Here is a 14644-nt window from a genome sequence, read left to right on the forward strand (position 1 = left end):
GAGGCAAACGCCATGCACCCACGTTTTCAAGCTGCCTTCGCTCAGCTTGCAGAGAATTTGCAGTCAGCCCTCGCTCCCGTTCTGGCAGATGCACATTTCCCCGCCCTGCTGACGGCGGAGCAGGTCACGGTGCTTAAACAGGCAACCGGGCTGGATGAAGACGCGCTGGCTTTCGCACTGCTGCCCCTGGCTGCCGCCTGCGCCCGGGCCGATCTTTCCCACTTCAACGTCGGCGCCATCGCGCGCGGCGTCAGCGGAACCTGGTACTTCGGCGGGAACATGGAGTTCCTCGGCGCAACCATGCAGCAGACCGTTCACGCGGAGCAGAGCGCCATCAGCCACGCCTGGCTGCGCGGTGAGAAAGCCCTGAGCGCCATCACCGTAAACTACACCCCGTGCGGCCACTGCCGCCAGTTTATGAACGAGCTGAACAGCGGGCTGCAGCTGCGCATTAACCTGCCGGGCCGCGCGCCGCACACGCTGGGGGACTACCTGCCTGACGCCTTCGGCCCGAAAGATCTTGAGATTAAAACGCTGCTGATGGACGAGCAGGATCACGGTTTCGCCCTGTCCGGCGATGACCTGAACCAGGCGGCCATACGCGCGGCGAACAAGAGCCACACCCCCTACAGCAACTCCCCGAGCGGCGTGGCACTGCAGTGCCGCGATGGCCGTATCTTCACCGGCAGCTATGCGGAAAACGCCGCGTTTAACCCAACGCTGCCGCCGCTGCAAGGCGCACTCAACCTGCTGAGCCTGAACGGCTACGATTATCCGGACATTCAGCGTGCCGTTCTGGCCGAAAAGGCCGATGCGCCGCTGATTCAGTGGGATGCCACCGCCGCAACGCTCAAGGCGTTAGGCTGCACGACAATCGACCGCGTCCTGCTGGCGTAAACCTTCCGGCGGACAGAAATGTCCGCCACGTTGCTGAAAAACCCCTCAGTTGAGTCGCTGTTTCTTGCGCTAACCAGGCGGGTAAAGTAGCCTGAGTTAAATTTCATCCACGAACGAGCCATCTTCATGTTAAAGCGCGTTTTTTACAGCCTGTTTGTCCTGGTCGGCATACTGCTGTTTATCGTGCTGGGTCTCGACCGCTGGATGAGCTGGAAAACGGCTCCCTACATCTTTGATGACCTGCAGGACCTGCCCTATCGTCAGGTGGGCGTGGTGCTCGGCACCGCCAAGTATTACCGCACAGGGGTGATCAACCAGTATTATCGCTACCGTATTCAGGGCGCGCTGAACGCCTACAACAGCGGCAAGGTGAACTACCTGCTGCTGAGCGGCGATAACGCGCTGCAAAGCTATAACGAGCCGGTGACGATGCGGAAGGATTTGATTGCCGCGGGCGTGGACCCTGCCGATATCGTGCTCGACTACGCCGGGTTCCGCACCCTGGACTCCATCGTGCGCACGCGCAAAGTCTTCGATACCAACGACTTTATCATCATCACCCAGCGCTTCCACTGCGAGCGCGCGCTGTTTATCGCCCTGCACATGGGCATTCAGGCCCAGTGCTACGCGGTACCGTCGCCGAAAGATATGCTGAGCGTGCGCGTCCGCGAGTTTGGTGCCCGCTTTGGCGCCCTGGCCGATCTGTATATCTTCAAACGCGAACCGCGCTTTTTAGGCCCTCTGGTGCCCATTCCGGCGATGCATGAAGTGCCGGAAGACGCGCAGGGTTACCCGGCGGTGACGCCGGAGCAGCTGCTGGATATGCAGAAAAAAGAGAAAAAGTAGGCCTGCCTTTATACTTTCTTTACGCCGGCACTGACGCTTTTTATCCCCCCTTTACGCCAGCTCTTTTAACCTGAGTTCACTGCCGCTACGGCTTCATTGAAGAATGACTATGAACTCGATAATGAATGCGTTTTTCCTCAAAAGTCTCCGCCCTTACTTTAACTTTCCCGGATTATCACTCCCCGGCGCACTTAATTCTGGTCTCTGGCTGGATGAAAAAATTGACGCCCTCCAGCACAATATTGCCGTGGAAGTGGCCGACTATCTGGAACGCTACCCGCAGACGAAACACGTTGACGTTTACCTGAACGATATCAACGGCACGATGCGCGGCAAACGCCTCACGGTGGAGAGCATGCTGAGTCTGGAAAAAGGCTGTTATTTTCCGCTTTCCGTCTACTCCATGGATCAGAAGGGAAAAATCGCCGCCCCGCTTTATGATGAACCCGACCGGCTGTGCGTCCCGGTCGCCGGTTCTCTGCGTCCCTGTCCGCAGGATCCGGAGCATACCGCGCAGATCCTGTTGACGATGAAGGACAGCGACGGTAACCCCTGCCCTCTTGAGCCACGCGCGATACTGCAGAACGTCGTGGCCCGCTTCCACCAGCACGGCCTTTTCCCGGTCATTGCCCCGGAAATCGAGTTTTACCTGACGGGACAGGGCGATCGCGATCCGCAAAATCAGGGCTGTTTTCACATGGACACCTCGTCGGCGCACGCGGCGCTTTTTGACGAGCTGGAACAGCTGGCGCACCTTCAGCGCATCCCACTGTCAGGGGTGGTAGCGGAAGCCGAGTCCGGACAGTACGAATTAAACCTGAAGCACAGCCAGCGCGTCGTAGAGGTCTGTGATAACGTGCTGGCCCTGCGCCGCCTGACCCGCTATGTCGCTGAAAAGCACGGTCTTCAGGCTAACTTTATGGCTAAGCCCTTCAGCCAGCTCTCCGGCAGCGGTTTGCACATCCATTTCAGCCTGAACAACAGCCGTGGCGAGAACGTTTTTGCCTCGCCGGTGAACGCGCTGAGCAGCATGATGCGCTTGTGCATCGCGGGCCAGCTGGAGCTGATGCCCGCCTCCGTCGCCATTCTTGCGCCGGGGGTCAACGCGTTTCGTCGCCTGCGAAAAAACCTGACGGAACCCGTCTTTAACTCATGGGGCTATAACACCCGCTCCGCTGCCTTGCGCATTCCCTGCTCGGAAGAGAGCAACCGTCGTATCGAGTACCGACTGGCCGGAGCCGATGCGAATCCGTATCTGGTGGCGGCCACAATCCTGACCGGCATGCTTTACGGGCTGGAACATATCGACGAGGGGGAACTCCCGGAACCGCAGCAGGACCAACCGGAACTCCCGCTGTTCCAGCAGGAGGCAATTGAGGCCTTCGCCCGCTGTCAGTATCTCACCGACAGTCTGGGCGACGCCTTTTCCGAGCAGTGGGTCGCCTGCAAGCTTTCTGAACTCGAGTGGTTTGAGCACATTGTGACGCAAGAAGAGTCCCATCTGGCATAGGCCATAAAAAAGCCCGCTCGGTGAGCGGGCCGGGTATGGCGAGTGACGATTACTTCTTACGGGCGTACTTCAGTGAATCCAGCGCCACCGCGAAGATGATGATGGCGCCCTTGATGATGTACTGCCAGTACGGGTTCACGCCGATGTAGGTCAAACCGTAGTTGATGACGGTAAAGATGATCACACCGGTGACCACGCCGAGCACGGTACCCACCCCGCCGCTGAAGGAGACGCCGCCGACCACGCAGGCCGCAATCGCATCCAGCTCGTACATGAAGCCAAGGTTGTTCGTTGCGGAGCCGATACGGCCTGCTTCCAACATCCCGCCGAAGGCGTAGAACACACCGGACAGCGCGTAAATCATCAGCAGGTTCAGGGCAACGTTTACCCCGGACACTTTCGCCGCTTCCGGGTTACCGCCGATAGCGAAGATGTTTTTACCGAAGCGCGTTTTGTTCCACAGGATCCAGACGAACGCCACCGCAATCAGCGCATAGAAGGTAATGTACGACAGGCGGAAGCTGCCCAGCGCGATAAACCCCTGCGTGAAGGTGGAGAAGCCGCTGTCAAAGCCCGAAATCGGCGACGCGCCCACAAAGTCGTAGTACAGGGAGTTGATACCATAAACGATGATCATCGTACCCAGCGTAGTGATAAATGGCGTCACGTTCAGGTAAGCGATGATAATACCGTTGATCAGACCAATCACCGCCCCGATGGCGCAGACAATCAGGATCACCACGAAAATCGGCATAGTCGCCATCTCCGGGAACACCTTGTTGGCGTTTTCCATCGACTGCAGCAGGGTTGCCGCAATAACCGCCGCCAGGCCGACCTGACGACCGGCAGACAGGTCCGTCCCCTGGGTGACGATAAGGCCCGCCACGCCCAGCGCAATGATGATACGCACGGAGGACTGGGTCAGAATATTACTCAGGTTCAGCAGGCTTAAGAACGTAGGGTCCTGGAAAATAATAATGGCCAGCAGGACTAAAAGAACAACGTAAATACCGCCTTCTTTCAGGTAAGTGAGAAAACTTTTTTTATTTAACGCACTCATGAGGAGCCCCTGATCTTAAAGGTGCAAAGACGCAAGACGCAAAATTTCATTTTGCGTTGTCGTTTTGGTGTCAACAATACCGGCAACGAGACCATTGCTCATAACCAGAATACGGTCCGTGATCCCTAACAGTTCCGGCATTTCGGAAGAAATAATAATGATCCCTTTATTCTTTTTCGCCAGCTCGGCAATCAGCTGATAAATTTCAAACTTCGCGCCGACGTCAATACCGCGGGTCGGTTCATCCAGCATCAGAATTTCTGGCTGGGTTAATAACCAACGGCCAATAATAACTTTTTGCTGGTTACCACCGGAAAGCGAACCGATTTGGGTACGGTGGCCAGGCGTTTTCACGCGCATGGAGTCAATTACCCACTGGGTATCGCTCTTCATGCGGGAGTTATCCAGCAGCCCGACTTTGTTTTTGTAATTGCGAATATTAGAGATTAACGAGTTAAAGTTAATATCCAGATAAGCATAAATACCGGTCGAGCGACGTTCTTCCGTCACCAGCGCAAAACCGTTATTAATGGCTTCGTTGGCATTATGGTTGTTAATTTTCTTCCCGTGCAGCGTGATGGTGCCGTCGGCCTTCTCGCGGATGCCAAACAGGGTTTCCACGATGTCGGTACGCTTTGCCCCTACCAGGCCAGCAATGCCAAGAATTTCGCCTTTGTGAAGGTCGAAAGAAACATCGCGGATGGACGGCTGGCGCAGCGAGGTCAGATTGCGCACTTCCAGGATTACTTCACCTGGCTTGTTCTCTTTGTCCGGGAAGCGCTGGTTCAGGGAACGGCCGACCATCATGGCGATGATCTTGTCCATGTCCAGCCCTTCAAGCGGCTGCGTGGCAATCCACTGGCCGTCGCGCAGGATGGTAATTTCATCGCACAGCTGGAAGATCTCTTCCATTTTGTGCGAAATGTACACAATGCCGCAGCCGCGTTCTTTCAGCTTACGAATAATGGTAAAAAGGTGATTAACCTCTTTTTCCGTTAATGACGAGGTGGGTTCATCCATGATGACGATTTTCGCCTCATAGGAGAACGCTTTGGCAATTTCGATCATCTGCATCTGGGAAACGGATAATGTCCCCACGCGGGCGCGCGGATCGATATCAATATCCAGCTCATCGAAAATCGCTTTGGTGTCGCGATACATTTTATCCTGATCGACAAACACACCTTTAGTTGGGTAACGTCCCAACCACATGTTATCCATTACCGAGCGTTGCAGTACCAGGTTTAATTCCTGGTGAACCATCGAGATACCGTTTTCCAGCGCTTCTTTCGCTGAATGGAAATCGATCTCTTTCCCCTGAAAAAGAATGCTGCCAGAATCTTTTTGATAGATCCCAAAAAGACATTTTAATAACGTTGATTTACCCGCACCGTTCTCCCCCATCAATGCATGAATAGAGTGAGGACGGACTTTTAAATTAACATTATCAAGTGCCTTAACACCGGGGAAGGACTTGTTGACGCCTGTCATTTCCAACAAGTATTCACCGGACGACTGAGTAGTTGTGCTGACCATAATTATACCTTGTTGGCCTCGCATATCGCGTTATAAAAGGGCGCAACGAATTGCGCCCAGTGAAGACAAAACAAAGATCTTATTTACCGATAAACTCAGCCAAGTTGGACTGGTCTACGCCCACGTAAGGCACGCGAACGATTTTGTTGTCAATTTTCCAGTTGGTGCCATCCGCCGCGCCTTTACCGTCGGCGAGGTTTTTCGCCAGATCGAAGGTCGCTTTCGCCTGGTTGTTGGCATCGTTCAGAACGGTACCAGCCATCGCGCCAGATTTAACCAGCGCCAGCGCTTCGGGCAGGGCATCCACGCCAAATACCGGGATGGACGATTTATTGTGAGCTTTCAGCGCTTCAACCGCACCCATTGCCATCGCATCGTTGTTGGCAATGACCACTTCGATTTTGTTCGCGTTCGGGCCAGACAGCCACGCGTCCATCTTATCTTTCGCCTGAGCGGTGTCCCACATCGCGGTATCTAACGCCAGCTGCTGGGTTTTCAGGCCCTTGTCGTTCAGCTCTTTGATAACATAGGTGGTACGCGCTTCAGCATCCGGGTGGCCAGGCTCGCCTTTCAGCAGCACGAACTGGATCTGACCGTCTTTGTTCAGGTCCCAGTTCGGGTTCGCCGCCCAGTGCTTCGCGATCAGATCGCCCTGAATAATGCCGGACTCTTTAGAGTCAGTACCGACGTAATACGCTTTGTCATAGCTGTCCAGCGCTTTACGGGAAGGTTCTTTGTTGAAGAAGACGATTGGCACGTTCTGGCCGCGCGCTTTCTCAATAACCGTGCCTGCTGCAGCCGGGTCAACCAGGTTGATCGCCAGGGCCTTAACGCCTTTAGCCAGCAGAACGTCGATCTGATCGTTCTGTTTGGACTGGTCGTTCTGGGAGTCATTCATCAGCAGCTGTACGTCTGGCGCTGCTTTCGCATCTTTCTCAATTGCTTTACGCACAACAGACATGAAGTTGTCGTCGTATTTATAGATGGTCACACCAATACGGGTATCCGCAGCGTGCGCTGCTGCACCAAAAAGCATGCTTGCCATTACAGCAGACAGGGTCAACACCTTCTTATTCATGGTATCTCCGGTTTTTTTATGCAGGGTAGTTCTTGTGAATAACGATCGGCAGGCAGGTGTTAATAAAACGTTACTGACAGCCGACGTTCACTTATAAAATTTCTATCTTCCGTGGTCGGTAACGCTCCAGAAATGCGTTTTATTCGTTGTTTGCGGCACATAGGCTATGGTGAAAGCGAATAATCACCGTTACATAGCGTTTCAGCCCCTAAAACGCTGACATCATAGTCAGCGCCTTGTTAAGATACTGTGAATTTACTCACAGATTGAAAACGGTTACATCGCCTGGTGTAATCAGTTAGTGATCGGAACCACAATTTGCCGGGCGGCGACGGAATGACGACGCACCAGCGTCGGCATGAAGCAGTGAGTTGCCCCCGGATCCAGCAGCCCTGCCGCTCCCTGTAGCGCCAGCTCGGTCGCCAGTTTTGCCATAGAAGCAATGGGATAGCGCACCGTAGTCAGCTGCGGGTCGGTGTAACGGGCAATCGGAATATCATCGAAACCAATCAATGACAAATGCTGTGGCACCGCAATGCCGTTATCCTTCAGCGCAGTCAGCGCGCCTGCCGCCATGCTGTCGTTATAGGCAAACACCGCAGAAAGCTGCAGATTGCGGCCCAGCAGTTCCACCATTGCCGCCTCACCGCCCTGCATATCCGGCGTGCCGGTGCCAATCCAGCTTTCTGATGGCGTAATACCGTGCTCTTTCAGGGCGTTTTGCCACCCCTCACGCCGCAGCTCGTCATCTTCAATGTGATGGCTGGAGGCCAGATAGCCGATCCGCTGATGGCCGTTATTGATGAGCATTTTAGTGGCCATCATGGCGCCGCTGACGTTATCCAGCCCGACACAGCGGTGGGCATAGCCCGGGACGATGCGGTTGATTAACACCATGCCCGGGATCTGCTCCATAAACCCGGCCAGCTCTTCATCGCTTAAGGCTTTTGAGTGAACAATCAGGGCGTTGCAGCGCTGGCGGATCAGCACTTCAATGGCATAACGCTCCTTTTCCGCCTCGTGATAGCTGTTGCCAATCAGCACGTATTTCTGATGCTGCTGGGCGACCACATCGACCGCTTTCACCAGCGCACCGAAAAAGGCGTCCGAGACATCCATTACCACCACGCCGATGGTATCGCTGACCTGTGTTGCCAGCGCCTGCGCGTTGGCATTTGGCCGGTACCCGAGCTGGGTCACGGCTTTCATTACGGTTTCACGGGTTTCAGGGCTGACCAGCGCGCTGTTGTTCAGCACGCGGGAGACGGTAGCCACAGAAACGCCCGCCAGACGGGCGACGTCACGAATGGTGATCATATTCACCATCCTTCAAAGAATTGCAGCAACTCACAGACACCCCCTGTGTTTAGCAAGGTGGCTATTTTGGCAGCGAGAGAAAGGGGACTACGTGAAGAAGCTCACACTCATGAAAACGCTTACATCCGTTTTGTTAATGATTGTGATCCAGATCGTTATCTGGATGTATTACTCAATGATACCCCCGAAGCATGTGCGGTTAACTGACGCCACACCCACTCCAGCGGTCCCTGGCGGAAATAACGCAGCCAGATGACAGAAAACGCCAGGTTTACTATCCAGACCGGAATAACAAACGCCAGTAGTCCGAGGCGGTCAAATTTCATAAACAGGCCAAAGCGATAGAAAAGCGTGGTGCAGATCAGCGTCTGCAGGAGGTAATTACTTAACGCCATCCGCCCAACGCAGGCTACGGCGCTGACGATCCACAGGCGAGAAAGCTGCGGCCAGAAACCATAGATCAGCGCCGCATAGCCGATGGTCTGGAACGGCGCGCTCAATTCACGCGGCGCCTGCAGCAGGAACGCGCACCAGCGGTAATCCCAGTGAAGGTGCCACTGCGCCATTACCGCCGGAAGGTTAATCAGCACGCCCAGCAGGACCAGCCCCGCGCCGGTGCGGCGGTAGTGCCGCAGGCTGAATTCCCCTTTCAGCCAGCCGGTGCGCATCAGTGACGCGCCCATCAGCATCATGCCCGCCAGCTGCCAGCCGTATTGCGCCCCCAGGGCAAGCAGATTGTCGCCCAGCATATCCGCACGGTTGCTTATCGCTTCCGTACCGCCCTTCAGCTTCCAGTACTGCTCGTACTGGAGGTTAGCGGCGTCCGGGATCCAGGAACGGTTTGTCGCGTCACCGGAGATCAGCCCCAGCAAAAGCAGGACGCCGAGTCCCATGAGATAGAGCATCACGCCGGTGTTAAACAGGCTTTTCACGCTGTGCGCGTCGCGAATCAGCCGCCAGCAGATCAGCCCGACTAACCCATAAGCGAGAAGAATATCACCATCCCAGAAGAACAGGCCGTGGATAAAGCCGAGAATTGCCAGCAGCGTTAAGCGCGACTGGATCCAGCGCGTGCCGCGTTTGAGCAGAAGCTGCAGGCCCGCGCCAAACAGCAGCGCAAACAGCGTGAGGAATTTAACCTGAGCAAACAGGTCGAGGATCGCCCACGTCCAGGCATCGCTTCGGGTGATGTCGCCGTACCAGGCGGGATTGAGGTAAGCGGCCTTCGGCAGACCGAAGGCGCTGATATTCAGCAGCAGGATACCCAGAATGGCGACGCCGCGAACAAAATCGAGCGTGACGTTTCGCTCCATGGTCCCTGCCCTGTCTGATTAGTTGTGGTGACGCACGGCGCGCAGGAACTCCTGGCGGGTGTTCTGGCTCGATTTAAACAGGCCGCCCAGCGAGGTGGTGGTGGTCGCACTGGTCGCATCACGCACGCCGCGCGCTTTCACGCAGTAGTGCACCGCATCAATTGAGACCGCCACGTTATTGGTACCCAGCAGCGTTTGCAGCGCGATCAGGATCTGCTGCGTCAGACGCTCCTGCACCTGAGGGCGCTGCGCGAAGAACTGCACAATACGGTTGATCTTCGACAGGCCAATCACCGTGTCTTTCGGGATATACGCCACGGTCGCTTTACCGTCGATGGTCACGAAATGGTGCTCGCAGGTGCTGGTCAGCGTAATATCACGGACCGTCACCATCTCATCCACCTTCATCTTGTTTTCGATGACGGTAATTTTCGGGAAGTTGGCGTAATCCAGTCCGGAGAAAATTTCGTCAACGTACATTTTCGCGATACGCTTGGGCGTCTCCATCAGGCTGTCATCGCTCAGATCGAGATTCAGCAGTTGCATGATCTCGGTCATATGCCCGGAAATCAATCTTTTACGGGTTTCATTGTCCATATCCTGAACGGGCGGACGCAGTGGCGTTTCAAGACCGCGCGCGAGCAGGGCTTCGTGGACCAGGGCAGCTTCTTTACTGAGTGATGACATTTTGTTCTCCTGCAGGTGTGGCGTCTTTCGCCCTCGTTGTGGCAAAAGTATGCGCTCATTGTGCGTGAGGCGACGCACATAATCCAGTATTCACGACGATAATTATTGCAATTGCTGTTGCCTTTCAGCGTGGCGATTCCAGACCAGGGCACCCGCGACAAACAGCGCAACGCCAGCCAGCCCCAGCGCAGGCTCCAGCCGGTGGGTTAGCCAGGTTGATAACGCCGAGGTCACCGGCCCCACCAATTGCCCGATGGCATACCCGGTGGTGAGCAGCCCCGCCATATAGCGCGTGTGGTTCGGTGCCAGCTCGCGGCCGTATAAAAGAGAGAGCTGCACCGCGCATAGGAACCCGCCGCCCACCAGCAGCCCGCCCGTCAGCAAGCCGCCAATGCCCGGCAGCAGCCAGGCTGCCAGCACGCCCGCCCCCTGTAACCACAGCACTATCGCCAGCCTGCGGTTAGCCGTTGAGGTGTGGCGCATAAGAATGCTGAGCGCAATGCCCACCACGGCGGCGGCACCAAAAATCGGCCAGACAAACTGGGCAAACAGGCTGCCGGGAAAACGCACCGCCGCCATTTGCGAAAGGAAGGTCGCCGGAAGGATATAGCCAAATCCCGCCAGGCTGTAGCTCCAGACCAGGCGCTTGAGATCCGTCGTCAGCAACAGCGGCTCTGGCGCGCTGCCGGGTCGATGAAGCTGTCCGGAACGCGGCAGATAGCGCGCCACCAGCGCGACCAATACCAACGCCAGCACGCCGTAGATTTGCCACGCCGCACTGGCCGAAAGGGATTTCGCCTGAATATAGACCGCGAGCAGGCCGCTCAGGGCGATGCCCGCGCCAGGACCGGCAAACACGGCGGCACTGAGCCCCGGTTTACCCAGCTGCCCCAGCCGCTCGTTGCTCCAGGCGGCAATCAGCACCATTGACCAGCCGCTCATGCAGCCAATCACAAAGCGCAGCAGGCCGTGCACAACGGCGTTATCCGCGGCGGCGGAGAGCAGAGTCAGCGCAACCGCACCGATGATGCCAAGCCAGAGTCGCGTTTCAACAAAGCGGTGCGCCCGCATGGCATCCCATGCGCCCACCAGATAGCCCAGATAATTCATCGCCGCCACCAGACCTGCGCTGGTGAGCGTGAGTTGCCCGGCGGCAATCATCAGCGGCACCTGAGGCGTAAAGGCGAAGCGCCCTATCCCCATCGCCACCACCAGAACGACAAACCCACTAAGCGCAATACGCAGCGCCATGACAGCTCCAATTGTTAAAGAAAAGTAAATTTATGATGCAGCATCTCGCCGTTCCGCGAAAGTGAAAGTTGCTCACAGGTAAATGAAAACGCTGTATTATGGCTCTAATGAATAGCTATTCTCATTAAGGAGCCCTGCATGGAACTGCTCGAAGAGCACCGTTGTTTTGAAGGTCGACAGCAGCGCTGGCGGCACGACTCCACCACGCTGAACTGCGCCATGACGTTCAGCATTTTCCTGCCCCCGACGGAAAATCCGCCGGTTCTGTTCTGGCTTTCAGGCCTGACGTGTAATGACGAAAACTTCACCACCAAAGCAGGCGCGCAGCGTATTGCGGCTGAGCTGGGCATTGCGCTGGTGATGCCCGACACCAGCCCGCGCGGCGATGATGTGGCGGACGATGCCGGGTACGATCTGGGCAAAGGTGCCGGATTTTATCTCAACGCCACCGAGCAGCCGTGGGCGAGCCATTACCGCATGTATGACTACATTCGCGACGAGCTGCCAGCGCTGATTAAGGCCGAATTTACGGTGAGCGACCGCTGCGCCATCAGCGGGCACTCCATGGGCGGGCACGGGGCGTTAATCATGGCGCTGAAAAACCCGGGGAAATACACCAGCGTCTCTGCGTTCGCGCCGATTGTGAACCCAACGCAGGTGCCGTGGGGACAAAAAGCTTTCACAAACTATCTGGGTAAAGATGAAGAGAAGTGGCAGGAATGGGACAGCTGCGCGCTGATGCTGGCAAGCGATTCGGCGAACGCGCTCCCGATGCTTATCGATCAGGGCGATGCGGATCAGTTCCTCGCCGGACAGCTACAGCCTGCGATATTGGCTGAGGCGGCTCGCCAGAAGGATTGGCCGCTGACGCTGCGCATTCAGCCCGGGTATGACCACAGCTATTACTTTATGGCGTCCTTTATCGAGGATCATCTTCGCTTCCATGCGGAGCATTTATTTGGGTAAGTGCGCGTTATTGCCGGGTGGCGGTTGCGCCTGACCCGGCCTACGTTCGCGGTTTTTGGATGCCCGGTAAGCGAAGCGCCACCGGGCATTCAGGTCACATCAGAACTTATAATCCACGCCCACGAAGTAGCGACGGCCATCTTCCGTGTAGCTGTAATCGTCGCGGCTCAGATCTTTATCCAGCAGGTTCTGCACGCCCGCGCGCAGCTTCACGCTTTTCGTCGCCTGCCACGCGGCGCCGGTATTCCAGATAACATAGCCACCCGGCGTTGGGTCGCTGCTGGTCAGCGCGCGTTTCTCACCGGTATAGTTGCCCTGAACATAGAATGACCAGTCCTGCGTCGCCTTCCAGTCAACGGTCCCGTTGGCGGTGTGGAACGGCAGCTCGGACAGCGGTTTGTTGCCGCCGTTGCTGATATCGCGGCCGTCGTTATAGGTGTAGTTCAGCGTCACTTTCCAGTCTTCGGCCACCGGGAACTTCACTTCGGTCTCCACCCCACGGATGCGCGCCTTGTTGACGTTGTAGTAGCGGAAAATCGGTTCACCGTCCGCGTTCAGTCCAACGTAGTTAGGGTAGCTCTGCGCCTGCTTCACATTGGCCGTACGGCTGATGCTGATGCGGTCATCCACGTTATTCTGGAAGGTGGTGATGCTGGCCTGCACGCCCTCTAACCAGCCCTCCTCCCCACTATAGTAGAGACCAAATTCGAAGCTCTCGCTGGTTTCCGGCTTCAGGTCCGGGTTACCAACAATCTCGCAGGCGCCGCGGCACGAGCCGGTAACCCAGTCCGGGCTCAGCTGCAGCAGCGACGGTGCTTTAAACGCGGTGGCCCAGCCCCCTTTCACCGTTACGGTATCGGTCGCGTTATAGACCAGATAAGCACGCGGGCTCCAGTGGTCGCCGTAGGTATCATGGTCGTCCATACGGATGCCGGTGGTCAGCGCCAGCGGCTCGAAGATACGCCATTCGTCTTCGAGGAACAGCGCGTACTGGCTTGTCGACGTACTGCTGCCGGAGCCTCCCGTCAGGTTGACCGGATCTTTCAGCTTATCGTGACGCCACTCGCCGCCAAAGGTCAGCAACTGATTAATGTCGCCCAGCGGCAGCACGTATTTCCCGTCCACCGCGTTGCTCTCTGAGGTGATCGGATTGCTGTTGCCCGGATTTTTGTTATCCACTTTCTCACCGTAAACCTTCAGCTCGCTGTTGCCGACGCCCCAGCGGCCGTTATGGCTGAGAGAGTAGTTCTGACGCTCGAGGCGGTTTTTGTCGAGGGAGTCTGAATCGCGATCCTGGCGGTCAAAGCCGTAGCCCGCGGTGAAGTCGTGGTTTTCTGTTGGCGTCCAGGCGAATTCCACGTTGGCATCACGGCTGGTGAAGCCCTCAATGCGCGGCGTTTCACCGCTCGCCGTGGTGGAGGATTTCTGCTGCCCGTCTTTCTCACGCTTCGCGAGGCTGCCGTAGGCTTTCAGTCCCAGCAGGCCGTCCACCAGCGGACCGCTGGTATAAAACTGACCGTTATACGTATCGCCACGATCGCGGTGTTCCTGAAGGGTGGAATCCGCGCTCAGGGTGCCTGTCCACTTCTGGCCGATTTTTTTGGTGATAATGTTCACTACGCCGCCGAGAGCATCAGAGCCGTAGAGAGAAGACATTGGTCCGCGCACCACTTCAATGCGTTCGATGGCATCAACCGGCACCCAGTTGAGGTCGAAATCGTTATGGCGGAAGACCGCGTTGCGCGAGTTGACGCGCTTGCCGTCGATAAGGATGAGCGTATAGCTGCTGTCCAGACCGCGAATACTTACCCCTTTACGGTTGTCCCCTTCGCTCGTGAGCTGTACGCCCGGCACATCCCGTAACACATCTTTCAGGTTCTGAACGGGTTTGCGCTGCAAATCTTCCTGGGTAATTACGCTGATGCTTGCCGGTGCGTCTTTCAGGTTTTGCTCGGTCGCGGATGCCGTTACAACCATTGTGTCGCCAGATTCCGCTGCGATGACAGGCAGTGCCAGGGACATTGCGGACGCGCATAGCCCTCCCCTGACGACGGGATTCAACCTAAACATTCCATATCTCCATGAGGTAAATACAACTCAATCAAAAAATCATCGCTCACAGTGCCTTGTTGTCCGCCCACATCTGCGGTGGGTCGGTAGCACGCTTATTTTTTGATAACGAT

General features: G+C 56.4%; 12 protein-coding genes. 4 read left to right on the forward strand and 8 right to left on the reverse strand.

Translation table 11 applies throughout. The features are described 5' to 3' along the window. Positions 1-12: 12 nt before the first annotated feature. From cdd to IM299_RS07330, 3 genes are all read left to right on the forward strand, one after another. Positions 13-897, forward strand: coding sequence for a cytidine deaminase (cdd, locus tag IM299_RS07320; RefSeq protein ID WP_028013856.1), 885 nt, complete (start codon positions 13-15; stop codon positions 895-897). A 126-nt stretch (positions 898-1023) separates the two neighbouring features. Next, the gene (gene sanA, locus IM299_RS07325) at positions 1024-1743 is read left to right on the forward strand and encodes an outer membrane permeability protein SanA (RefSeq protein WP_045629865.1); all 720 of its coding nucleotides are present in this window, start codon (positions 1024-1026) and stop codon (positions 1741-1743) included. A 121-nt stretch (positions 1744-1864) separates the two neighbouring features. After that, positions 1865-3253, forward strand: a complete 1389-nt coding sequence (locus IM299_RS07330) for a glutamine synthetase family protein (protein WP_193357287.1) — start codon at positions 1865-1867, stop codon at positions 3251-3253. A gap of 49 nt (positions 3254-3302) precedes the next feature. Here the strand turns inward: IM299_RS07330 and mglC are convergent, their stop codons facing one another. The 7 genes from mglC to IM299_RS07365 all read right to left on the reverse strand — a co-directional run bounded on the left by mglC (position 3303) and on the right by IM299_RS07365 (position 11495). Next, positions 3303-4313, reverse strand: coding sequence for a galactose/methyl galactoside ABC transporter permease MglC (mglC, locus tag IM299_RS07335; RefSeq protein WP_013097952.1), 1011 nt, complete (start codon positions 4311-4313; stop codon positions 3303-3305). A 15-nt stretch (positions 4314-4328) separates the two neighbouring features. Further along, positions 4329-5849, reverse strand: a complete 1521-nt coding sequence (gene mglA / locus IM299_RS07340; protein WP_048958062.1) for a galactose/methyl galactoside ABC transporter ATP-binding protein MglA — start codon at positions 5847-5849, stop codon at positions 4329-4331. A gap of 79 nt (positions 5850-5928) precedes the next feature. Then, entirely contained in the window at positions 5929-6927 is a 999-nt protein-coding gene (mglB, locus tag IM299_RS07345) for a galactose/glucose ABC transporter substrate-binding protein MglB (protein WP_008500923.1), read from the reverse strand. A 294-nt stretch (positions 6928-7221) separates the two neighbouring features. Then, on the reverse strand, positions 7222-8244 hold the full coding sequence (galS, locus tag IM299_RS07350) for an HTH-type transcriptional regulator GalS (protein WP_041909015.1): 1023 nt from the start codon (positions 8242-8244) through the stop codon (positions 7222-7224). A gap of 155 nt (positions 8245-8399) precedes the next feature. Then, the gene (gene yeiB / locus IM299_RS07355) at positions 8400-9557 is read right to left on the reverse strand and encodes a DUF418 domain-containing protein YeiB (RefSeq protein ID WP_045629867.1); all 1158 of its coding nucleotides are present in this window, start codon (positions 9555-9557) and stop codon (positions 8400-8402) included. An 18-nt stretch (positions 9558-9575) separates the two neighbouring features. After that, positions 9576-10244: a GTP cyclohydrolase I FolE gene (gene folE / locus IM299_RS07360; RefSeq protein ID WP_047363083.1), complete on the reverse strand. Its 669-nt coding sequence runs from the start codon at positions 10242-10244 to the stop codon at positions 9576-9578. Positions 10245-10346: 102 nt separating this feature from the next. Next, on the reverse strand, positions 10347-11495 hold the full coding sequence (locus tag IM299_RS07365) for a YbfB/YjiJ family MFS transporter (RefSeq protein WP_193357257.1): 1149 nt from the start codon (positions 11493-11495) through the stop codon (positions 10347-10349). 138 nt (positions 11496-11633) lie between these two features. Here IM299_RS07365 and fghA point away from each other — a divergent pair, with 138 nt between their 5' ends. Continuing rightward, positions 11634-12461 carry an S-formylglutathione hydrolase gene (gene fghA / locus IM299_RS07370; RefSeq protein ID WP_193357258.1) on the forward strand — a complete coding sequence of 276 codons (828 nt, stop codon included), beginning with the start codon at positions 11634-11636 and terminating at the stop codon, positions 12459-12461. A 99-nt stretch (positions 12462-12560) separates the two neighbouring features. Here fghA and cirA read toward each other — a convergent pair whose 3' ends face one another. Then, positions 12561-14531: a catecholate siderophore receptor CirA gene (cirA, locus tag IM299_RS07375; protein ID WP_193357259.1), complete on the reverse strand. Its 1971-nt coding sequence runs from the start codon at positions 14529-14531 to the stop codon at positions 12561-12563. Between the last annotated feature and the right edge of the window lie 113 nt (positions 14532-14644).

The sequence above is a fragment of the Enterobacter cloacae complex sp. P47BA genome (genome assembly GCF_014930485.1).
Taxonomy (GTDB): domain Bacteria; phylum Pseudomonadota; class Gammaproteobacteria; order Enterobacterales; family Enterobacteriaceae; genus Enterobacter; species Enterobacter bugandensis.